The sequence below is a fragment of the Mycolicibacterium vulneris genome, assembly GCF_002104765.1.
GTDB lineage: Bacteria > Actinomycetota > Actinomycetes > Mycobacteriales > Mycobacteriaceae > Mycobacterium > Mycobacterium vulneris.
Genome location: NZ_NCXM01000008.1, coordinates 117,936 through 139,565 on the forward strand (window position 1 = coordinate 117,936; position 21,630 = coordinate 139,565).

The 21,630-nt window shown below is 67.1% G+C and carries 23 protein-coding genes; 11 read left to right on the forward strand and 12 right to left on the reverse strand.

Annotated features, from left to right (window positions below; all coding sequences use genetic code 11):
* Positions 1 to 5: 5 nt before the first annotated feature.
* From B8W69_RS09875 to bfr, 6 genes are all read right to left on the reverse strand, one after another.
* Complete coding sequence (locus tag B8W69_RS09875) at positions 6 to 1,118, reverse strand: amidohydrolase family protein (RefSeq protein ID WP_085289644.1); 1,113 nt, start codon at positions 1,116 to 1,118, stop codon at positions 6 to 8.
* Between the two features lie 6 nt (positions 1,119 to 1,124).
* Positions 1,125 to 2,477: a type I glutamate--ammonia ligase gene (locus B8W69_RS09880; protein ID WP_085289645.1), complete on the reverse strand. Its 1,353-nt coding sequence runs from the start codon at positions 2,475 to 2,477 to the stop codon at positions 1,125 to 1,127.
* Positions 2,478 to 2,534: 57 nt separating this feature from the next.
* Positions 2,535 to 3,416 carry a TIGR03854 family LLM class F420-dependent oxidoreductase gene (locus B8W69_RS09885; protein ID WP_085289646.1) on the reverse strand — a complete coding sequence of 294 codons (882 nt, stop codon included), beginning with the start codon at positions 3,414 to 3,416 and terminating at the stop codon, positions 2,535 to 2,537.
* Between the two features lie 103 nt (positions 3,417 to 3,519).
* Positions 3,520 to 4,014, reverse strand: coding sequence for a carboxymuconolactone decarboxylase family protein (locus tag B8W69_RS09890; protein ID WP_085289647.1), 495 nt, complete (start codon positions 4,012 to 4,014; stop codon positions 3,520 to 3,522).
* 65 nt (positions 4,015 to 4,079) lie between these two features.
* Complete coding sequence (locus tag B8W69_RS09895) at positions 4,080 to 6,152, reverse strand: MDR family MFS transporter (RefSeq protein WP_085289648.1); 2,073 nt, start codon at positions 6,150 to 6,152, stop codon at positions 4,080 to 4,082.
* A gap of 87 nt (positions 6,153 to 6,239) precedes the next feature.
* The gene (bfr, locus tag B8W69_RS09900; RefSeq protein ID WP_067834820.1) at positions 6,240 to 6,719 is read right to left on the reverse strand and encodes a bacterioferritin; all 480 of its coding nucleotides are present in this window, start codon (positions 6,717 to 6,719) and stop codon (positions 6,240 to 6,242) included.
* A gap of 338 nt (positions 6,720 to 7,057) precedes the next feature.
* Here bfr and B8W69_RS09905 point away from each other — a divergent pair, with 338 nt between their 5' ends.
* On the forward strand, positions 7,058 to 7,243 hold the full coding sequence (locus B8W69_RS09905; protein ID WP_085289649.1) for a (2Fe-2S)-binding protein: 186 nt from the start codon (positions 7,058 to 7,060) through the stop codon (positions 7,241 to 7,243).
* Here the strand turns inward: B8W69_RS09905 and B8W69_RS09910 are convergent.
* The 4 genes from B8W69_RS09910 to B8W69_RS09925 are packed head-to-tail and all read right to left on the reverse strand — an operon-like array spanning position 7,240 to position 10,124.
* On the reverse strand, positions 7,240 to 7,989 hold the full coding sequence (locus B8W69_RS09910) for an enoyl-CoA hydratase/isomerase family protein (protein ID WP_085289650.1): 750 nt from the start codon (positions 7,987 to 7,989) through the stop codon (positions 7,240 to 7,242). The two genes, B8W69_RS09905 and B8W69_RS09910, sit on opposite strands and share 4 nt — an antisense overlap.
* A gap of 18 nt (positions 7,990 to 8,007) precedes the next feature.
* Positions 8,008 to 8,451 carry a PPOX class F420-dependent oxidoreductase gene (locus tag B8W69_RS09915; RefSeq protein ID WP_085289651.1) on the reverse strand — a complete coding sequence of 148 codons (444 nt, stop codon included), beginning with the start codon at positions 8,449 to 8,451 and terminating at the stop codon, positions 8,008 to 8,010.
* Between the two features lie 9 nt (positions 8,452 to 8,460).
* The gene (locus B8W69_RS09920; protein WP_085289652.1) at positions 8,461 to 9,162 is read right to left on the reverse strand and encodes an EthD domain-containing protein; all 702 of its coding nucleotides are present in this window, start codon (positions 9,160 to 9,162) and stop codon (positions 8,461 to 8,463) included.
* Between the two features lie 26 nt (positions 9,163 to 9,188).
* Positions 9,189 to 10,124: a hydrogen peroxide-inducible genes activator gene (locus B8W69_RS09925; protein WP_085289653.1), complete on the reverse strand. Its 936-nt coding sequence runs from the start codon at positions 10,122 to 10,124 to the stop codon at positions 9,189 to 9,191.
* A gap of 101 nt (positions 10,125 to 10,225) precedes the next feature.
* On the opposite strand from B8W69_RS09925, the gene B8W69_RS09930 reads away from it, so the two are divergent.
* From B8W69_RS09930 to B8W69_RS09940, 3 genes are read left to right on the forward strand one after another with little or no spacing between them, the layout of a single operon-like run.
* The gene (locus B8W69_RS09930; protein WP_085289654.1) at positions 10,226 to 10,813 is read left to right on the forward strand and encodes a peroxiredoxin; all 588 of its coding nucleotides are present in this window, start codon (positions 10,226 to 10,228) and stop codon (positions 10,811 to 10,813) included.
* Positions 10,814 to 10,851: 38 nt separating this feature from the next.
* A complete protein-coding gene (locus tag B8W69_RS09935) occupies positions 10,852 to 11,388 on the forward strand; it encodes an alkyl hydroperoxide reductase (RefSeq protein WP_085289655.1) in 537 nt (178 codons plus the stop codon).
* Positions 11,389 to 11,398: 10 nt separating this feature from the next.
* A complete protein-coding gene (locus tag B8W69_RS09940) occupies positions 11,399 to 12,727 on the forward strand; it encodes an alpha-amylase family protein (RefSeq protein ID WP_085289656.1) in 1,329 nt (442 codons plus the stop codon).
* Between the two features lie 9 nt (positions 12,728 to 12,736).
* On the opposite strand, the gene B8W69_RS09945 is transcribed toward B8W69_RS09940, so the two are convergent.
* Positions 12,737 to 13,174, reverse strand: a complete 438-nt coding sequence (locus tag B8W69_RS09945) for a DUF1810 domain-containing protein (RefSeq protein WP_085289657.1) — start codon at positions 13,172 to 13,174, stop codon at positions 12,737 to 12,739.
* 19 nt (positions 13,175 to 13,193) lie between these two features.
* Here B8W69_RS09945 and B8W69_RS09950 point away from each other — a divergent pair, with 19 nt between their 5' ends.
* Complete coding sequence (locus B8W69_RS09950; protein WP_085289658.1) at positions 13,194 to 14,456, forward strand: alpha-hydroxy acid oxidase; 1,263 nt, start codon at positions 13,194 to 13,196, stop codon at positions 14,454 to 14,456.
* 110 nt (positions 14,457 to 14,566) lie between these two features.
* Here the strand turns inward: B8W69_RS09950 and B8W69_RS09955 are convergent, their stop codons facing one another.
* On the reverse strand, positions 14,567 to 15,373 hold the full coding sequence (locus tag B8W69_RS09955; protein ID WP_085289659.1) for an adenylate/guanylate cyclase domain-containing protein: 807 nt from the start codon (positions 15,371 to 15,373) through the stop codon (positions 14,567 to 14,569).
* Between the two features lie 166 nt (positions 15,374 to 15,539).
* Here B8W69_RS09955 and lon point away from each other — a divergent pair, with 166 nt between their 5' ends.
* The 6 genes from lon to B8W69_RS09990 all read left to right on the forward strand — a co-directional run bounded on the left by lon (position 15,540) and on the right by B8W69_RS09990 (position 21,629).
* A complete protein-coding gene (gene lon / locus B8W69_RS09960) occupies positions 15,540 to 17,873 on the forward strand; it encodes an endopeptidase La (protein WP_181447363.1) in 2,334 nt (777 codons plus the stop codon).
* 313 nt (positions 17,874 to 18,186) lie between these two features.
* A complete protein-coding gene (locus tag B8W69_RS09970; RefSeq protein WP_085289662.1) occupies positions 18,187 to 18,576 on the forward strand; it encodes a nitroreductase family deazaflavin-dependent oxidoreductase in 390 nt (129 codons plus the stop codon).
* Between the two features lie 37 nt (positions 18,577 to 18,613).
* Complete coding sequence (locus B8W69_RS09975) at positions 18,614 to 18,946, forward strand: TfoX/Sxy family protein (RefSeq protein WP_085289663.1); 333 nt, start codon at positions 18,614 to 18,616, stop codon at positions 18,944 to 18,946.
* Between the two features lie 43 nt (positions 18,947 to 18,989).
* On the forward strand, positions 18,990 to 19,616 hold the full coding sequence (locus B8W69_RS09980) for a Rossmann-fold NAD(P)-binding domain-containing protein (protein WP_085289664.1): 627 nt from the start codon (positions 18,990 to 18,992) through the stop codon (positions 19,614 to 19,616).
* A gap of 7 nt (positions 19,617 to 19,623) precedes the next feature.
* On the forward strand, positions 19,624 to 20,349 hold the full coding sequence (locus tag B8W69_RS09985) for a DUF72 domain-containing protein (RefSeq protein WP_085289665.1): 726 nt from the start codon (positions 19,624 to 19,626) through the stop codon (positions 20,347 to 20,349).
* Positions 20,350 to 20,396: 47 nt separating this feature from the next.
* Positions 20,397 to 21,629, forward strand: coding sequence for an NAD(P)/FAD-dependent oxidoreductase (locus tag B8W69_RS09990; protein ID WP_085289666.1), 1,233 nt, complete (start codon positions 20,397 to 20,399; stop codon positions 21,627 to 21,629).
* Position 21,630 lies beyond the last annotated feature (1 nt).

A 21,630-nucleotide genomic window follows, 5' to 3' on the forward strand; every position in this document is an offset into this window, starting at 1 on the left:
GGGGATCAAACGCGGTAGATGCGCGCGGCGTTCTCTCGGGCGATGAGATCGACCACCCGGATGGCGTCCGCCTCGCTCCAATCACCGCGGTCCACGAATTCCCGTAGCACGCGGTCAATACCCCTGCGCCACAAGGCCGCACCGAGAAAATGCAATTCCGCCGGGCCGAATCCGTCCGACGAGTAGAGGATCTTGGAGAAGGGCGCCATCTCCAGCAGTCGCGCGATGAAGGCCGGCGCCCGCGCGCCCAGGTGGTTGACGCTCAAACCGCCGTCGAGATAGACGTTGTTGAAGGCCTGGGCCAGATAGCCGGCCTCGCGCTCGTAGGGATAGCAGTGCAGCAGGACGATCGGGACATCCGAGGTGTCGCGCAGAAAGTCAACCAGCAGCAGCGGGTTAACCTTCTGTAGGTCGCAATCACGGTCGCCGAACCCGACGTGGAACTGGAGCGGCTTGCCCAGTCTCAGCGCCTGGTGCAAACCGAACCGCAGCAGGACCCTGTCCCGCAATCGGGTACCGCCGCGCTCACGCCAGCGACTGGCGGCCTCGGCGACCTCCGCCCCCGACGGTTCGCTCAGGTCGCCATCAAATCCGCCCCGGTAGGCAAGAATCGATTTGGTGCCGACCGCGCCGGCTGCGCGCCCATGGAGGATCTCCTCGAACGCCCCGGCGTAGTCACCCGGCGCCTGCACGGCCTGCTCGGCCACCTCCTCGAGACGGACGACCTCACGCGCGCGACCGCCGGACAGCCGGGCCATGTCCGCGACCCCGGCGATACAACTGCTGCCGATCCCCGTGTCCACCAACCAGTCGCTCACGCCGGCGGCCGCCAAGAACAGCCGCGCCAGCTCCTCCTCCTCGAAGCGGCTGCGCCGCTCCCAATAGGCCTGCGGATCGACGTGTTCGGGCAGCCCCAGGACGGGGGCGCAATGCGCGCGCACCGCGAATCCGAGTTGTGAGTCGAAGCCCGGGTAATCGATGCCTTCGCTGTTGGCCTCGTTGAGTGCGTTCTCGAATCGCTGCCGGTCTCCGGGCGTCAGCCAGCAACCGTGCACATGCTGATCGACCAGCGTCACTCCGCCGATGTGCTGGGCCAGGGCGCGGGTGTCGTAGACCATAACCAGTCACAGGCTCCAGGCCATGCGGAATTTGTCCGCCAGCTGCTCGGGCGCCAGGTCGCCGTAGCGCTCCTGCTCCAGGCGGCGAACCGCGACCACCATGTCGACCGCCGGATCGCCCAGGATGCGGCGCATCGCCTCTGAACCATCAAGTGCCGCAATCACTTCGGTCTGCAAATCGGTCAGGCGCACGACGCCGTCGCGCTCACGGTCGGAGTCGGACAGCATTGCCGGGTCGACCGTGATCTCCGGTGGCAGGGCCGCCTGGCACTTGATGCCGTCCAGGGCCAGCCCGAGGATGGCCGCTGAGGCGAGGTACGGGTTCGCCGACGGGTCGACGATCTTCACCTCGACATTGCCGCCGCGTGGATTTCCCAGCCCGCCGATTACGAATCGCACTGCGGCCTCGCGATTTTCGGTGCCCCAGCACGCGTAGGCGCCGGCCCAGTTGCCGGGGCGCATCCGTAAGCCGGAGACGATGGACCCGCACAGCACGCCCTGGGCCTCCGGCAGGCCGCGGACCACGCCCGCTATCGCGCTCTCCCCCGCCTCCGTGATGCCGTGGGTTCCGGGGCCGTCGGAGAACAGCCGGCCTTCCGACGACGCCAGCGAAAAGTGTTGGTGGGCACCGGATCCGACGCCGTCGGCGAAAGGCGCGGGCGACAGGCTGATGCGCAGCCCGTGCCGGCGGGCGGCGCGGCCGATGATGAGCCGCATCAGGATCAGCTGATCGGCGGCGGCCACCGGGCTCTGCGGTGACAGCGAGATCTCGAACTGGTTCGCCCCGTACTCGGGGTGAAACTGTTCAATCGCGATGCCGGCGCTCGTCGCCGAGCCGATCACGTCGCGCACGAACGCTTCGTGCTCCAGCACGCCGGCCAGACCGTACTGCGCCCACAACGTCGACGGCAACCGGTCGCCATCCGGGCCGACCAGAAGGAATTCGATCTCGTGCCCGATCGCGGCGTCGATCCCGGCTTCGGTGAGCGCGGCCTCGAGACGCCGCAAAGTTCCCCGGCTGCACGTGGGAACCGGCGTGCCGTCCTGGGAGAAAAACGCGGCGGGCGCCCACGCGAGACCGTCACCGACGATGCGCAACGCGGACAGATCGATACGAAGACGTTGGTCCCCCACCACGCCCACATCGGCGGTGAAGGCGATACCGGTCTGATCGATGGCGAATGCGTGCCAGGACGGGCTGGCCCCCAAGCCGGGATCCGCGAAGGTGTTGGTTCGCCGGATCGGCACAGTTTTGGCCAGGGTGAGCCCGGCGGGATTCACCACGGTGCCGATGACCGTGTCGACGCCCTCGGCCTCCAGTTGGGCAATGGCCGCGGCGGCAAGCGGTGCGCCGGTCATGGCTGTCATTCTCCCAACCTCGGATCTCGCCGTACGGTAAACGGCCCACCCGCACGCTCAGTTCTGCCGGGTGACCAATTCAGTGACGAACCGATCGAGGAAGCCATCCACCGGCGCCGTGCCCACCGGTCGGATGACGAATTTCGTCAACCCCGCCTCGATATAGGCGTCGAGTTGTCGGTGCAGCTGATCCCACCCGGCGGCGATCAGCTCGCCGGGGTCGCGGTCCGGGCGACGCCGGCGCACCGCCGCGGCCAGCTCGGCGGGCAATTCCGCATCGGCGACCGCCAACGAGATGCCGAAGTGGTCGGGTTCGATGCTGCGGCCGGCGGCCGCGGCGGCCCGCTCGATCGCCTCGCGCCCGGCCCGCGCCTCCGCCGGGGTGAGGAAGCTGCCCAGCCAACCGTCGCCCAGCGCGCCGATGCGTCGAAACGCGGCCGGCGCCGAACCGCCCACCCAGATGTCCAGCGGCGGTGTCGGTCTCGGGGCTACGGCCACATCGGTGACGCTGAAGTACCGGCCGTTGAACGTCGCCGACTCCTCGACGAGCGCTGCCCGCAGCAGCCGCAGCGACTCGTCGAACACCGCCGCGCGCTCGCCGTCGGGGACCACGAACACCTCGCGTTCGGCCGGTATCGCCGAGCGCAGACCGAAGACGGGTAGTACCCGCTTGGGCGCGACGGCCGCCAAGGACGCCAACTGTTTTGCCACCAGCACCGGATGCCGCCCCGGCAGCACGGCCACGGACGTGCCCACCTTCAGCCGGGTCGTCCGCGCTAGTGAATACGCCATGCCGACCACCGGATCGACCGCCGGCGAGTACACCAATTCGGAAAACCACAGCGAGTCCACCCCGCCGGCCTCGAGGTGATCGACGATGGCGGCCAACTGGTCCGGTGTGGTGTCGGCGCCCAGGCCGACGCCGAAGCGAATCTTCATCGGCGCCTCCCGCGGAGTCCTCTCACCCACAGCGCAACATCACCGCGCCACCATTTGTGCCCGGGGTGCGCTCATCGTCGGTCCGGCCTCCGCGGGCGGGGAACTAGCCGCGGCTAGGGATGGTGAGCTTGCAGGCCTGGCCGATGTCGAGGGTCCGCAGCACTCGACCCATGCCGACCCACAGCGCGCAGGACAGGGCCAGGTCGGCCAGCAACTCGTCCGAGAAGTGTTCCGCGCAACGGGTCCAGAAGTCTTCGTCGTCGCGCAGGGCGGTGTGGTCGGTAGCGAAGCGGTCCGCGAACTCGGCGGCCAGCCGCTCCTGGTCGCTGTAGCCGGGCCAGGTACGCCATTCGTGGACGTGGTCGTACAACTCCTCGTCGACGCCGGCGGCGGGTCCGTCTTCGTCGCGGGTGTTGACGCAGACGACGCATTCGTTGCGGTGGGCGATCACGGCACGGGCCAGTTCGCGGGTGCGTAACGGCAACCGGTTCTTGGTGTAGACCGCCTGGCTGAAACCGCCCAGCGCGCCGCCGATGTCCGGAGACTTCGCAAACCAGCCGGCCAGGTCGTCGTCAGCAAATGTTCCGATTCGGCTCATGGCGTGATGGTACGCCCGCGTCGGAGGCCGGGATGGGGATGTCGGCGGATGCGTATCGGCACCGGCTAGCGAGCGGCCGACGGGATCGCCTTGGTCGGCTGCTCGTCGTGCCAATCGCGTTGCGCCAGAACGCGATGCGCGACACGTTCCAGTGCGGCCTCCACCGCGCGACGGTCCGGGCGGCCCTCGACGCCCGGTGACCGGGCGAGCTTGTCGACGAGCCACGCGAGCAGCAGCGACTGTACGTAGGCGACTTGTTGTCCTCCGGCCGGTGTGAGCCACATCTGCTCGCCGTCGCGCCGCGCGTAACCCGCGGATACCAAGCGCGCGAAGGTGGGCTCGAGAACCTCGAACGGTACCCGTAGATAGTCGGCCATGTCGGTGAGCCGGGCGGTCCCGTACATCTGTGTGTACCGATTGATCCGCAGGACACCCCACAGCCCGGCGACGTCGAGCCGGCAATCGGGTCGCATGGCGATGCTGCGCAACCGCATGCCGGTTTCACCGCGCATCATCCGGGCGATCGCATTCTCCAGCATCTGGTCCGGCGTCTCGCTGGTCGGCATCCCGAATGCATCACCGAGATCGACTGTGCTGTCGTGGAATTCCTGGAGCGGGACCTCGCGGAGGAACAATGCCAGTACGAACCCCACCAGCGCGACCGGAACCGCCCAGAGGAAAACCTGGGTGAGCGACTCGGCGTAGGCGGCGACGATGGGGGCGGCCATCTCTCGGGGCAGCCGGTGCAACGCCTCCGGCGACGCGGCGGCCGCGGCCGGTGCGTGGCTGGCCAGCATCGCCGGGCCGATCCGGCTGTGCAGAAAGTTCGTGAACAGCGAACCGAAGATGGCGGCGCCGAACGAGCTGCCGATCGTGCGGAAGAACGTGACGCCGGAGGTCGCGACGCCCAGGTCGTCGAAGGCCACGGTGTTCTGCACGATCAGGACCAGGGTCTGCATGCACATCCCGATCCCGGCGCCGAGGACGACGAGGTACAGCGACTGAACCAACACCGATGTCGACGGGTCCATCCGCGACATCAGAAAGAATGCCACCGCCATGACGGCGGTGCCGGCGACGGGGAAGACTTTGTATCTGCCCGTGCGGCCGACGATGACACCACTACCCATCGAGGTGGTCAGCATCCCGATCACCATCGGCAACGTGCGCAGGCCCGACGTGGTGGCCGAGACGCCGTCGACGAATTGCATGTACGTCGGCAGGAATGTCAGGGCGCCCAGCATCGCGAAACCGACCACGAAAGACAGCACACAGCAGACGGTGAACACCGAACTCCGAAAAAGCCGGACCGGCAGGATCGGCGCGGCAGCGCGGCTCTCCACCCAAGCGAAGAGGCACAACGCGATCACCGAGCCGACGAACAGGCCGATGATCATGGGCGATCCCCAGGGATAGGTGGTGCCGCCCCAACTGGTGGCCAGCGTCAGGCCCGCGGCGCCCAGGCCGACTAACAGGATCCCGGTGTAGTCGATGACCGGTTTGGTGCGGTCGGTCAGCGCCGGGATGGCGGCGGCCGCCACGAAGAAGACCACGACCGAGATCGGCACGTTGATCCAGAAGGCCCAGCGCCAGGTGAAGTGGTCGGTGAAGTAGCCGCCGAGCAAGGGACCGATCACGGTGGTGACGCCGAACACCGCTCCCATCGCCCCTTGGTAGCGGCCGCGGTCCCGCAGCGGGATCACCTCGCCGATCAGGGCCATGGCCGTCACCATGAGTCCGCCGCCGCCGATGCCCTGCAGCGCGCGCGAAGCGACGAGCATGCCCATCGAACTCGAGAGCCCGCACAGCACGGATCCGACGACAAAGAAAACGACGGCCGCCTGGAACACCCGCTTGCGGCCGAACAGGTCACCGAACTTGCCGACGAGGGCGGTGATGATGGTCGACGCGAGGAGGTAGCTGGTGACCACCCACGATTGATGGCCTGCGCCACCGAGATTGGCGACGATGGTCGGCAACGCGGTCGCCACGATCGTCTGGTCCAGTGCGGCCATCAGCATGCCGAGCAGGATCGCCACGAAGATGAAATTGCGTCGCTGCGAGTCGACCGCGACATTGCCGGGTTGCGAATCCGAAGTGTGGCCGGCCGGAGCCGCTGCTGGTGTCGTGCTCGTCATGCCTGCCTTCCCACGGCGTTCGATGGTAATGAATGCCCACGGTCAACCGGTGGCAACCAAAACCCCGCGTAAGGCGGCGCCCGAAAGTCAGCTGGGTGGCCGCGACACGCACTGCGCCGAGTACAGCTCGACGCCCAGCTTGTCCATCAACTCGAGCTGGGTCTCGAGGTAGTCGATGTGCTTTTCCTCGTCGGCCACGATCTCCTCGAAGAGGTTCGCGGTGGTGGAGTCCTGCTTTTCCCGGCACAGGATGATCGCCGGCTTGAGCCGCTCCATCACCTCGTATTCGATGGCCAGGTCGGCCTCGAACTGCTCGCGCAACGTCTGGCCGATGCGCAGCGAGAAGAGGCGCTGGTAGTTCGGCAACCCGTCGAGCAACAGGATGCGGTCGGTGATCGACTCGGCGTGTCGCATCTCGTCGAAGGACTCGGCCCGGGTGTGCTCAGCTAACTCGGTGAAACCCCAGTTGTCCTGCATCTTGGAGTGCAGGAAGTATTGGTTGATCGCGGTGAGCTCGCTGGTCAACTGCTCGTTGAGCAGACGCAAAACTTCCGGATCCCCTTGCATTGTCACTCCTATGGTGTGAGCGGCTGTCGTGTGTGGCCGCGGCGGGCGCGCTGGGCTGGAGCGCGCAAACCTGGGCTGTAGCAGCACTTTGCCACGGCCGCTTGGAATGTTCCAGCAAGGTTTGGCTGCACTCAGTGACGCCAAGAGTGAAGTAAGTCGCCCCTTGGTTAGGTTAGACTGCGCTTACGAACTTAGGTTAGACTCCGCTAATAAGCGGCATGCGCATTCGGCCTCATTGCCAGGGTGCCCGAGGACTCGGAACGCCGGAGTCGGACCGAATCGCAGACGCTGGACTGAGCTCTCGACGAAGGGAATTTCGACGTGCAGGAGGTGCGCTGATGTACGTGTGCCTCTGTGTTGGGGCAACCAACCAGACCGTGTGCGACGTCGTCGCACAGGGCGCATCGACCTCCAAAGAGATCGCCGCCGCGTGCGGCGCCGGCGGTGACTGCGGCCGCTGCCGGCGCACGTTGCGCGCGATCCTCGCATCCCAGGCGAAGCTGGAAACGGCTCCTTCGATCTAGCGTTTGTTGAAGGCGGCCAGGGCCGCCGCGTTGGCATGTGCGCCCATCAGTTCCGCGAAGTGCGCGTTTTCCCGGGCGGTGGCCGCCACGATCTCCGGGCGGACGGGTTCCATCATGGTGTGCTTGACAGCCATCAGGCTCGAAATCGGCCGGGAGGCAAGGACTTCCGCGTGCTGTCGGGCCTGCGCCAACAGTTCGTCGGGTTCGCAGACACGCCAGACCAGGCCCATCCGCAGCGCCTCGTCGGCGCCCACCCATTCCGACGACATCAACAGCCAGGCCGCGTTCTGCCGGCCCACCAGCTGGGGCAGTAGATATGACGACGCCGCTTCCGGCGCCACGCCCAGGCTGGTGAACGGGCACTTCAGCCGGGCAGTCGACGACATGAACGCCAGATCGGCATAGCCGAGGATGGTGGCGCCGATTCCGACGCCTACCCCGTTCACCGCGCAGATCAGTGGCTTCGGAAACGCGCTGAGCGCATTGATCAACCCGATGAAGCCGTGCTTGCCGGGGGTGAAGTCGGGGTCGGTGATGCGGGCCTGCATCTCGGCCAGGTCGGTGCCGGCGCTGAAGCCGCGCCCCGCGCCGGTCAGCAGCACGACCGCGACCTCGGGATCCTCGGCGGCGGCCAGCAACGCCTCGGCCGTGGCGTCGTAGAGGGCTTCGTTGAATGCGTTGAGCGCCTCGGGCCGGTTCAGCGTGAGGGTGCGTACCCGGTTCTGGTCATCGATCTGCAGCGTCACGCGAGCAGCCTAACGAGGCTAGCCGTTGCTGTAGACGCGGGTTGGGGCGATGAGCACCACGGCGCGGCCCTCGGCAGCCATCACCCGGTCGTACTCGTCCCAGTCGTCGTGGGCGCCGCCCGCCGCGGTGAACACGTCACGCAGCAGCAATCGCAACTGATCGGCGTCCGTCAACCAGGGACGGGAATCCTCGGGGCCGACCAACTCCGCGCGGCCCTCGACGGTCGCCCACTGCCACCCGCTGCGGAAGGTCACCGCCAGCTGCGGACGGGCGCGCAGGTTGGCCAGCTTGACCCGGCCGTAGGTGGTAAAGCCCAGAACGGGTTGGCCATTCGCCGGGTGCGGCAACAGGCCTACGTTGACCAGTGAAGCCTGCACGGTTCCGTCGGCACGAACCGTGGAGATCACCGCCAGCCCGCTTTCTCCCTTGGCCAGCGACACTGCCTCGTCGAGTGTTGTCATGAGTGGTCCTCAATCCCGGAACGGTGTCTCGAACACGTAGCGGCTGGTCGGCACCGTGTCGATGTTCTCGTTGGCACCGAATGCGGTTGTGCTGGCGACCATCCGGCCCAGCCGGTCCTGTAAGTCCTTATCATCGGCGGCTCCGAAGAACGCGTGGAGGTCGGTGATGGCCTCGATCGGGAACAACTCCTCGACGATGCCGGCGATTCCCGGCGCATCCGGCGTGAGCGCCCGCACCACCCAATTCTGGGTGTAGCCGAACGTCGACTGCGTTTCGATGGCCACCGAGGTGTGGTCGCGTTGCCAACGGTTCAGCCAGGTTGCCTGGTCCATGTCGGCGGGCCGGCGCAGCAGTGCGATGTTGGCCAAACCCGGTGTGCGAGAACCGGGTTCGACGGCGGGCGCACTCAGCGGGACCGACTCGGTCACCAGGTAGGCGGCCAGCTGCTCACATTCCTGGGCCAGGAATTTGAATGCCGCCGTCATCTGGTCGCCGTAGCACTGCTGGGTCCACATGCTCACCACCGCGGCCACCGGCGGGGCCAGGGGTGTCAATGTCATCAGCGAGTGACGCACGGTGCTGTCGCGAACGTTCATCTGTAGCCCGACGACGCCCAGTTGCAGCAGCGCATCGGCGATATGACCCCGTTGCCGGGCGCACCACGCGTCATCCGGGTCGGCCCGCATCAGCACGGCGATGACCTTCTCCATACGCAGAACTTACAGTCGCCGGCCGGCTATTTGACCAGCCGCACCTGGTGCTGGCCGCTGATCAACGTGCCGATGAGCCCGGCCAGCTGGCGATAGGTCTCGTCGCGCCCGCTCGACGAGCGGAAAACCAAACCGATCCGCCGGCCCGGGCGCGGTGCGGCGAACCGTGCGAGGCCCAGGCGGCTTCGGGACGCCTCGACCGGCACCGCGCTCTGGGGAATGAGCGTGACGCCCAGGCCGCCGGTCACGCATTGCACGGCGGTCGCCAGTGACGCGGCCCGGGTGTTGGCCAGCTCCGCGCGCACACCCGCCTTGTGGCAGACGTCGAGTGCCTGATCGCGCAGGCAGTGCCCCTCATCCAGCAGCAGCAGCGGCAGGTCGGCCAGTGCGGTGGCCGGCACCCGGCGCTTGCCCGCCAGCGGATGGCCCGGCGGGAGGGCGAGCACAAAATCCTCGTCGTAGATCGGGATCGCGGTGACGCCGGCGCCCTCGGCGGGCAGGGCGATCAGGGCCGCGTCCAACGCGCCCTCCCGCAACACCGCCAACAGCCGCTCGGTCTGGTCTTCGGTCACCCGCAGCGTGAGCCCCGGCAGCTCCTCGGCGACGCCGGCCAGCACGGTCGGCAGCACATAGGGCGCCACCGTGGGTATCAACCCCAGCCGAATGCCGGCCCGCAGCGGGTCCGACGAGCCCGCGGCGGCGGCGCTGAATGCGTCCGCCGCCTCGACGACGGCCTGGGCGCGCGGCAGCAACTGGGCGCCCTCCGTTGTCAACAAGACACGCCGGGTTGAGCGCTCAACCAGCTGGGTGCCCAGGCCCGCTTCCAGCGCCGCCAGCGCCTGCGACAACGTCGACTGGCTCACACCGAGAGACGTTGCAGCGCTGCTGAATTGGCGTTTCTCGGCGACCGCGACGAACGCGCGCAGGCCGGCGATAGTGGGCTGATAACTCTTATCGGACATACCTATAAGTCTAGTGGGAAATATCACCTTTACTTCAACTAGGGTACGCGGCAACATAGTGGAGGAAAGCTAATCTTGAGTAAATCCAAACAAGGAGCGACATGCCTCTGCTGACCATCGGCGACCAGTTCCCCGCCTACGAGCTCACTGCGTTGATCGCGGGCGATCTGACCAAGGTCGACGCCAAGCAGCCTGGGGACTACTTCACCACCATTACCAACGAGGACCACGCCGGTAAGTGGCGCGTGGTGTTCTTCTGGCCGAAGGACTTCACCTTCGTGTGCCCGACCGAGATTGCCGCGTTCGGCAAGCTCAACGACGAATTCGAAGACCGCGACGCGCAGGTTCTGGGCGTCTCGATCGACAGCGAGTTCGTGCACTTCAATTGGCGCGCGCAGCACGAGGACCTGAAGAAGCTGCCCTTCCCGATGCTCTCGGACATCAAGCGGGAGCTCAGCCTGGGCACCGGTGTGCTCAACGCCGAGGGCGTGGCCGACCGGGCGACCTTCCTCGTCGACCCGAACAACGAGATCCAGTTCGTTTCGGTCACCGCGGGTTCCGTGGGCCGCAACGTCGAAGAGGTGCTGCGCGTACTGGACGCCCTGCAGTCCGACGAACTGTGCGCCTGCAACTGGCGCAAGGGTGACCCGACGCTGGACGCCACCGAGCTGCTCAAGCAGTCGGCCTGATTCTCACCTCATCGCATAAGGTCGGATTAGGAGGCGAGATGAGCGTAGAAAACCTCAAAGAAGCGCTACCGGAGTACGCCAAGGATCTCAAGCTCAACCTGGGCTCGATCACCCGCACCACCGAGCTCAACGAGGAGCAACTGTGGGGCACGTTGCTGGCCAGCGCCGCAGCGACCCGGAACACGCAGGTCCTCACCGAGATTGGGGTTGAGGCGGCCGATATCCTGTCCGCCGAGGCATACAACGCGGCGCTGGGAGCCGCCTCGATCATGGGCATGAACAACGTGTTCTACCGTGGCCGCGGCTTCCTGGACGGCAAGTACGACGACCTGCGCGCGGGATTGCGGATGAACATCATCGCCAACCCCGGCGTGGAGAAGGTGAATTTTGAACTGTGGTCGTTCGCGGTGTCGTCGATCAACGGATGCCCGGATTGCGTGGCCGCCCACGAGCACACGCTGCGCGAAGCCGGTGTCAGCCGGGAAACCATCCAGGAGGCGTTGAAGGCCGCGGCGATCGTTTCCGGCGTGGCACAAGCGATCATCGCCTCCCAGACGCTGGCGACCGCCGGCTGATCGCGCCGCCGTGTCCAGTGCCGTGACGGGACCCGCCTGGGTCCGGCACGCCATCTGGTGGCAGGTCTACCCCCTGGGGTTCGTGGGAGCATTCCCCGCACCGCAGTCAAACGAGCCGCCGCAATCGGAGGAACACCGGTTGCGGCGGCTCGTCGACTGGTTGGACCATGCCGTCGAACTCGGCGCGTCCGGCATCGCGCTGGGACCCATCTTCGCCTCGCGCACACACGGTTACGACACCACCGACCACTACCGCATCGATCCCCGGCTGGGTGATGACGCCGACTTCGACCAGCTGGTGGCCGAGGCGCATCGCCGCGGCCTGCGCGTGTTGCTCGACGGCGTGTTCAATCACGTCGGGGAGGACTTCGCACGCTATCGCGCGGCGGCCGACGACGACGCGGCCGCGCGCTGGTTTCGCGGGCGTCCCGGCCGCTTCCACACCTTCGAGGGCCACTCCGGGCTGATCACCCTCAACCACGACAACCCCGAGGTCGCCGACTACACCGTCGACGTGATGGGGCACTGGTTGGGGCGCGGCGCCGACGGCTGGCGACTCGATGCGGCTTACGCCGTGCCGCAACACTTCTGGGCCTCGACGCTGCCGCGGGTGCGCGAGCGCTACCCGGACGCCTGGTTCGTCGGCGAACTCATCCACGGCGACTACGCCGCCGTCGTGCAGGCCGCCACCTTCGACTCGGCCACGCAATACGAGCTGTGGAAGGCGATCTGGAGCAGCCTCAACGACGGCAACTTCTTCGAACTCGATTGGGCGCTACAGCGCCACAACGACTTTCTGACCGGCTTCTCGCCGCTGACGTTCATCGGCAACCACGACGTCACCCGCATCGTCAGCCGGCTGGACACCACCGAGCACGTCGCCCACGCGCTGGTGCTGCTGTTGACCATCGGCGGTGTGCCCAGCGTGTACGCCGGCGACGAGCTCGGCTTCCGGGGTGTCAAGGAAGAACGGTACGGCGGCGACGACGCGGTGCGCCCCGAGTTCGGTTCTCCCCCAATGCAACTGGATGACTTCGGCGTCGATACTTGGCGGTTGCACCAGTATCTGATCGGGTTGCGTCGCCGCTACCCCTGGCTGCACGCGGCGTCCACCACCGCACGGTTGCTGGAAAACCGGCACTACGTGTACGAGACCCGCAACGGCGATGATGCGCTGTTGGTGGTGCTCAACATCGACGACGCGCCGCTGCGCGTTTCGTTGCCGAAGTTGGGTACGGCCCGCGCGCGGGTGATCGGCGGATCGGCGGCACCACCGCCCGACGTCGTCGACACCGTCGTAGTCGAGGCCCGGGGCTGGCGGATCCTGAGCCCGGCCTAGGGCCCGGTTTCAGGGTTTTGGCAGCCGCTCCAGGGTTAGCCGGTCCTGTTGGGCGTCGAAATACTTGTCGAGCACCGCGACGAAGTCCTGGTTGTCGTCGGTGGCGCGGGCGAACAGCGTCATCGACGAGCACAGTTTGAGGTCGTCCGGCGAGCCGAAAATCTGGCCGATCGAGCGTCCATGTACCGCGGTGACCAGCCGGGAGCACTCGCGCAACCGCGGCCCCAGCAGCTCATGGCGCAGGTATGCGCCGGCTTCCTCGAGCGAGGCGATGCCGAACCGGGCAGCCATGGCGCTGCCGCCCAGCCCGCGCAGTTGCGGGAAGACGAACCACATCCAGTGACTGCGTTTCCGGCCGGCCCGCAGCTCGTCAACGACGTCGCCGTACACCGGCTCCTGTGCGTCCACAAAACGTTTCAGATCGAAGGGGTCGCCTGCCGATTCCATATGACTACGGTTGCACATTATGGAATTCAAACGACGGGAGGCAGTGCAACGACGAGTGCCCAAAGTGCGCGACCTGGCGCCGCTGCTGCAATTCAAGCGGCCCCGTCTCAACGCGACCAGGCGCCGCCTCGACGCCGCCTACACCATCGAAGATCTGCGGGCCATCGCCAAACGCCGCACCCCCAAGGCGGCGTTCGACTACACCGACGGCGCCGCCGAGTACGAGCTGTCCATCCAACGTGCGCGACAAGCGTTCCGCGACATCGAATTTCATCCGACAATCCTGCGCGACGTCTCCCAAGTCACCGCCGGCTGGAACGTCCTGGGCCAACCGGTCGTGTTGCCATTCGCGATCGCGCCCACCGGTTTCACCCGCTTGATGCACACCGAGGGCGAGATCGCCGGCGCGCAAGCGGCGGCCCGGGCGGGCATCCCGTTTTCCCTGTCCACGCTGGGCACCTGCGCGATCGAAGATCTGGTCACCGCCGCCCCGCAGGGCCGAAAGTGGTTCCAGCTCTATATGTGGCGCGATCGCGAGCGCTCGATGGAGCTGGTGAAGCGCGCCGCCGCCGCGGGATTCGACACACTGCTGGCCACCGTCGACGTTCCCGTCTCCGGTGCGCGGCTGCGCGATAACCGCAACGGCATGACGATCCCGCCGACGCTGACGCTGCGCACCGCGCTCGACGTCCTGCCGCACCCGAAATGGTGGTTCGATCTGCTGACCACCGAGCCGCTGGCGTTCGCCTCGCTGGATCGCTGGCCGGGCACGGTTGCCGAATACCTCAGCACCATGTTCGATCCCAGCCTCACCTTCGACGACCTGGAGTGGATCAAGGCGCAGTGGCCCGGCAAGTTCGTCGTGAAAGGCATTCAGACACTCGAGGATGCGCGCGCCGTCGTCGACCGCGGCGTCGACGGCATCGTGTTGTCCAATCATGGCGGGCGCCAACTGGACCGGGCCCCGGTCCCCTTTCACCTGCTGCCCACGGTCGCGCGCGAACTCGGCAAACACACCGAGATCCTGGTCGACACCGGCATCATGTCCGGCGCCGACATCGTCGCCGCGATCGCGCTGGGGGCCCGCTGCACGCTAGTCGGGCGTGCCTACCTGTACGGCCTGATGGCCGGCGGCGAGGCGGGGGTGGGTCGCGCGATCGACATCCTTGCGAGCGGGATTCTGCGGACCATGGCACTACTCGGCGTCACCTGTCTGGAGGAGCTGACGCCCCAGCACGTCACGCAACTGAAGCGGCTGGGCCCCCTCGATTGGGCGACCTGACGCCGCCGTATCGCGGCTCATTGGTCGCGGAACGACTTCGGCCGGCTGCCAACGTTTTTCACGAATCGCGGGAGTCCTTGGCCGACACGAATGGCGCGAGCGTAACGCCGCTAGCTCGCGACGGTGATCCGGCGCGCCGTTACGGGTTCGGCTTTGCCCTTGAGGTCGAGCGTGACGACCTCGCCCCCGTCGACGGCAGCGATGCGCGCGACGCTCTCCGGCATGACGATCTCGCCCCCGGCCGCAACGCTTTGGAGCCGCGACGCGGTGTTCACGACGTCACCGATTGCGGTGAAGTCGCGGATCTCGCCCTCGCCGACGATCCCGACGTACGCGGGACCGACGTCCAAGCCGATGCCCACCTCGAGCCGTGGGCCCTTGGGTGAGCCGCGACTTTGCGTGCGTGCAATCGCGAAAGCGTCACTCACCATGGCATCGACGTACCGACCGTCGCGCGTGAGGGGCGGAAGGTAGAGGCCCATCACTTCGTCACCGATGAGCTTGTCGACGATCCCGTGCTGGACGATCACCTGCGTGAGCTCGGAGTAGAAGCGATTGAGGCGTTCGGCCATCTCGTCCGGTGGCAGCCTCTCGGCAAGGGCGGTGGAGTTGCGGACATCGGCGAAGAGCACCCCGATGGTCAGGGTCATGCCGCCCTGGGGCGCCGCCTCGAAACACACCTTGCACCACCGCGGATTCTTGCGCGACGGGCTCTTGTCCATCCGCCTCATCAGCCAGCCGCCGACGCCCGCGAACGGGTTGCCGCAGGCCTCGCACCGCGGGGCGGATGGCAGCTTCGACATGAGCCGAATCCCGCGCCGAATCTTGGCGTGGCCGAATAGTTCGAAGAAGTGCGCCCACTCCTCCTCGTTGGTTTGCGCACCCTCGGGGCGCGGCGGCGTACGCCTATTCGGCATCCCTCATTTTCGCACCGCATGCCCACCGGCGACAGCTCTCATCAGGTCTCTGTCGTGGTTCACCAGCACGCGCAGCCGTCCTCCCCGTCACCCCCGCCAAATGTCTCGGGAACAAACCGGCGCCCAGCTGGGTTTAGTCCATCAGACTCAACTTTTGGAGGATTTGATGGCTGAAGCCAAGTCGCTGCCGGTGCTGTTTGTCACCGACACCATCGTGCTGCCCGGAATGGTGGTGCCGATCGCGCTGGACGACGCCGCCCGCGCGGCGATCGACGCAGCTCAGGCAAGCGAATCGGGGCAGCTACTGATCGCCCCCCGGCTCGAGGACCGCTATCCCTCGCACGGCGTGATCGCCAAGATCCTGCAGGTCGGACGCATCGCCGGCGGCGGCACCGCGGCCGTTGTGCGCGGCGAGCGCAGGGCCCAGATCGGGGCGGGCGCGTCCGGACCCGGCGCGGCGCTGTGGGTCGAGGTGACCGAGGTCCCCGAGGCCGAGACGACCGACGAGATCAAGGCCATGACGGCGGAGTACAAGAAGCTGCTGCTGGCCATGCTGCAACGGCGCGAGGCCTGGGAGATCATCGACTACGTCAACAGGCTGACCGACCCGTCCGCGCTGGCGGACACCTCGGGTTACGCGTCCTACCTGACCAACGCGCAGAAGCGGCAGCTGCTGGAGACAGTCGATGTCGCCGAGCGGTTGCGCGTGCTGATCGATTGGACCAGCTCGCACTTGGCGGAGGTCGAGGTCAACGACAAGATCGCCGAGGACGTGCGCGAGGGCATGGAGAAGACGCAGAAGGAATTCCTGCTGCGCCAGCAACTGGCCGCCATCCGCAAGGAACTCGGCGAGGGTGAGCCCGACGGGCCCGACGACTACCGGGCCCGCGTGGAGGCCGCCGACCTGCCCGAGAAGGTGCGGGAGGCCGCGGTGCGCGAGGTCGGCAAGCTGGAACGGTCCAGCGATCAGAGCCCCGAAAGCGGCTGGATCCGCACCTGGCTGGACACCGTGCTCGACCTGCCTTGGAACGTCAAGAGCGAGGACTCGACGGACCTGGAGGCCGCGCGCGAGATCCTGGATGCCGACCACCACGGGCTGGACGACGTCAAGGACCGCATCGTCGAATACCTGGCCGTGCGTGCGCGTCGCGCGCAGCGCGGGCTGCAGGTGGTCGGCGGCCGCGGCTCCGGCGCAGTAATGGTGCTGGCCGGCCCTCCCGGTGTCGGTAAAACGTCGCTGGGCGAGAGCGTCGCCCGGGCGTTGGGCCGCAAGTTCGTTCGGGTCGCCCTGGGCGGTGTGCGCGACGAGGCCGAGATCCGCGGGCACCGGCGCACCTACGTCGGCGCGCTGCCAGGCCGCATCGTGCGCGCGATCGGCGAGGCGGGATCGATGAATCCCGTTGTGCTGCTGGACGAAATCGACAAGGTCGGCTCCGACTACCGCGGCGACCCGAGCGCGGCTTTGCTCGAGGTGCTGGACCCGGCTCAGAACCACACCTTCCGGGATCACTACCTGGATCTGGACCTGGATCTGTCCGACGTGGTGTTCCTGGCCACCGCCAACGTGATCGAGAACATCCCGTCGGCGCTGCTGGACCGCATGGAACTGGTCCAGATCGACGGCTATACGGAGGACGACAAGGTCGCCATCGCGCGTGACTACCTGCTGCCCCGGCAGCGGGAGCGCGCGGCGCTGACCGAGGACGAGGTCGCGGTGACCGACGAAGCGCTGCGCAAGATCGCCGCCGACTACACGCGCGAGCCGGGGGTGCGGCAGTTCGAGCGGCTGTTGGCCAAGGCGCTGCGCAAGGCGACCACCAAGCTGGCCTCCAAACCGCAACGGGACCCGACGCCGCTGTCCATCGACGAGCCGGATCTCGTTGACTACCTGGGTCGTCCGCGGTTCATGCCGGAATCCGCCGAACGCACGGCGGTGCCGGGCGTGGCCACCGGCCTGGCCGTGACGGGCCTGGGCGGCGACGTGCTCTACATTGAGGCCGGCGCCACCGACGGTGAGCCGGGTCTGCAGCTGACCGGTCAGCTGGGCGACGTGATGAAGGAGTCGGCGCAGATTGCGCTCTCCTACGTGCGTTCCCACGCGGCCGAGCTGGGTGTCGACCCCAAGGCGCTGGACCGGCGCATCCACGTGCACGTGCCCGCGGGTGCGGTACCCAAGGATGGTCCGTCGGCCGGTGTCACCATGGTCACCGCGCTGGTGTCGATGGCGACCGGACGGCAGGTTCGCTCCGACGTCGGGATGACCGGCGAGGTCACGCTGAACGGCCGGGTGCTGCCCATCGGTGGCGTCAAGCAGAAGCTGCTGGCGGCCCAACGTGCCGGGCTGTCAACGGTTTTCATCCCGGCGCGCAACGAGCCCGACCTGGATGATGTGCCGGCCGAGGTGCTCGACACGCTGGACGTGCGCCCTATGACCGACGTCGCCGAGATCGTGGCGCAGGCACTGGAACCGGCGGCGCAGGCCGCGACGGTGGCCGCCTGAGACGCCGGATGTTCAGCCGTTGCTGACGCGACGCACCGGGGAAGGCCGAGAGGTTTCGGCCTCCCCCGATTCCGGGTTGCGTCGGTAGGCCGGGTGCGAACTGCGACGGGCCGGGCACGCCGCTTCCGCCCGGGCAGCGCTGGATGCCGCCCGGCCAACCGGGCGACTACCCGGTCGTATTTCACCCGGACGTAAACCCGTGGGGCGTTTTCCTGCCCGGTGGCCAATTCGTCGCCTACGCGGCATAAATCGCACAACGAGAACGGCCGCCGCCGATGCGGCGGCCGTTCCCGTTGCGGCAGAATCGCAACGTATGAGTGACTTCGCGAATCTGAAACGGAAAGTCGTCCATCGCGTTCAGCGGCTGGTGGTCAACCCGGTGGGTCGTCAGTTGCCCATGACCATGCTGGAAACCACCGGCCGCAAGAGCGGACAGCCCCGGCGCACCGCGGTGGGCGGGCGCGTCGTGGACAACCAGTTCTGGATGGTCTCCGAGCACGGCGAGCACTCGGACTACGTCCGCAACATCAAAGCCAATCCCGCGGTCCGCGTCCGGGTCGGCGGTCGGTGGCGCAACGGCACCGCGCACCTGCTGCCCGACGACGACGCCATGCAGCGACTGGGCAACCTGCCGCGACTGAACAGCGCGGTGGTGCGCCTGATGGGCAGCGACCTGCTGACAATTCGCGTCGATCTGGACTGACGCGGCCACCCGTGTCGGTCCGCATTAGGGTCGTCACATGGCCTACGACGAAGACCTGGCCAATCGGATCCGCGAACTGGTGGGCACCGAATCGGGCGTCGAGGAAAAGCGCATGTTCGGCGGTCTGGCGTTTCTGATCAACGGCAACATGTCGGTGGCCGTCAGCGGGCAGGGCGGGCTGCTGGTGCGGGTGCCGCCGGAGGACACCGACAAGCTCGTCGAGCGTGCGCACGTCAGCCCGATGGTGATGGCCGGGCGGGAAGCCCGCGGCTGGTTGCGCGTTGCGGCCGACGGCGTGCAAACCAAACGCCAGCTTGAGAGTTGGGTCACCCGCGGAGTCGGTTACGCACGGAGCCTGCCGCCCAAATAGCGGGTCCCGTTTGTTCCCGCAGGGCGCGGGTACGTGAGTGCGTATGGACAAGCGGGTGCGACGACTGCTCGACGTTGCCGGCACGACCTATGCCGCGCAGGCATGTATCACGATGAGCGACAAGCCGATGCCGCTGTTCCAGCTGCTGGTGCTGTGCATCCTGGCCAGCAAGCCGATCGATGCGGGCATTGCCATGGCCGCCGCGCGTGAACTGTTCAAAGCCGGCCTGCGGACACCCGAAGCCGTACAGCAGGCAGACCGGCAGACCATGATCGCCGCGTTCGGACGCGCGCACTACGTGCGTTACGACGAGAGCTCGGCGACCCGGCTGGCCGATATGGCCGAGCGCGTCCGTGAGGACTACTCCGGTGATCTGCGGCGGCTGGCCGAGCGCAGCAAGCACGACCCCGTCGCGGCCAAGCGAATGCTCAAGCAATTCAAGGGGATCGGCGACACCGGTGCCGACATCTACCTTCGCGAAGTTCAGGACGTGTGGACGTGGGTGCGGCCGTACTTCGACGACCGCGCCACCGGCACCGCCAAGCAACTCGGCTTACCCGCCGAGCCGAAGCAACTGGGATCGCTTGCACCACACGATAATGCGCGGTTGGCCGCCGCGTTGGTCAGGGCGTCGCTGGACGACGATGTGCGTCAGCGGGTGACCGGCTGAGCGGCCCGTGACCATACGCATCGGTACCTCGGGGTGGTCGTACAACCACTGGGTGAACGTGCTGTACCCGACCGGAACGCCGTCGGGACGCCGGCTCGCCCGCTACGTCGAGGTGTTCGACACCGTCGAACTCAACGCGAGTTTCTACCGGTGGCCCCAGGATTCGACCTTCACCGGCTGGCGCCAGCAGTTGCCGGAGGGTTTCACCATGTCGGTCAAGGCGCACCGCGGCCTGACGCACTACCGCCGGCTGGCCTCACCCGAGCCGTGGATCGAGCGCTTCGAGCGTTGTTGGAATCTGCTGGGTGATCGGCACGGGGTGCTGCTCGTGCAGTTACACCCCGCGCAGCAGCGCGACGACGCGCGCCTGGATTCGTTCCTGGCCCGCGTGCCCGAATCGATCCGCGTCGCCGTCGAATTGCGTCACCGGTCGTGGAATGACCCCGCCGTGTTCGAGTTATTGGAACGCCGACGCGCCGCCTACGTGGTGATGAGCGGCCTCGGACTGGACTGCATCCCCCGGGCGACGACCGACCTGGTGTACATCCGGATGCACGGCCCGGATCCAGACGCCAACTATGCCGGCTCCTATTCCGACGAAGACCTACGGCGCTGGGCCGATCGCATCGCCCAATGGGACGGCGACGGGATAGACGTGTGGATGTATTTCAACAATGACCTGGGCGGGCATGCCGTCCGCAACGCGCTGGCCTTGCGCGACCTTTTGGGTTGAGCGCTCGCGAGTAGGCTGGAATCCTTCGAAAGAAGGGAGCGCCCATCATGGCCAGCCCGACCAGCTTCGTGATCGTCGGCGGTGGACTCGCGGCGGCCAAAGCCGTAGAAGCACTGCGCGACAACAACTTTGATGGTCACATCAAGGTGTTCGCCGAAGAGGAGCATCTACCCTACGAGCGGCCCCCGCTGTCGAAGGAGTATCTGGCCGGTAAGAAGTCGTTGACGGATTTCACCGTGCAGAACTCCGACTGGTACCGGGACAACAATGTCGACTTGCGGCTCAGCACCCGGGTGTCGGAGCTGGACGCCGCCGGCCACACCGTGCGTCTTGCCGACGGCACCATCGTGGGTTACGACAAGCTGCTGCTGGCGACCGGCTCGGCGTCGCGGCGTCCCCCGATACCGGGCTCGGATGCCAGCGGCATCCATTACCTACGCACCTATGATGAGGCGGTGGCATTGAATTCCGTTCTGACCGAGGGTGCGTCGCTGGCCGTCGTGGGCGCCGGATGGATCGGGCTGGAAGTGGCCGCCGCCGCGCGCCAGCGCGGCGTCGACGTCACCGTGGTCGAGGCGGCCAGCCAACCGCTGCTGGCCGCGCTGGGCGAAACCGTCGGCGAAGTGTTCGCCACCCTGCATCGCGCGCACGGTGTGGATCTGCGGCTCGAGACCCAGGTCGAGGAGATTACCCGGGCAGACGGAGCGGCGACCGGCTTGCGGACCCGCGACGGGGCGACGATCACGGCCGACGCCGTGCTGGTGGCCGTCGGCGCCAAGCCGAACACCGAACTCGCCGAACAGACCGGGCTGTCCATGGGCGACGGCGGGGTGCTCGTCGATGCCTCGTTGCGTACCAGCGACCCAGACATCTATGCCGTCGGCGACATCGCCGCGGCCCAACACCCGCTCTTCGGCACCCGGATCCGCACCGAGCACTGGGCCAACGCGCTCAAGCAGCCCGCGGTCGCGGTGGCCGGAATGCTGGGCACGCCGGGCGAATACGAGGAGCTACCATATTTCTTCACCGACCAATACGACCTCGGCATGGAATACGCCGGGTACGCCCCAGAATTCGAGCGGGTGGTCTTCCGCGGCGACGTCGCCGGCCGCGAGTTCGTGGCGTTCTGGCTCGACGGCGACGACCGGGTACTGGCCGGAATGAACGTCAATGTCTGGGACGTGCTCGACGACGTCAAAGCTCTGATCCGGGCCCAAACCCCGGTCAACGTAGACAAATTGCGCGATCCGCAGTCGCCGCTGGCCGACCTGCTCGGCTGAC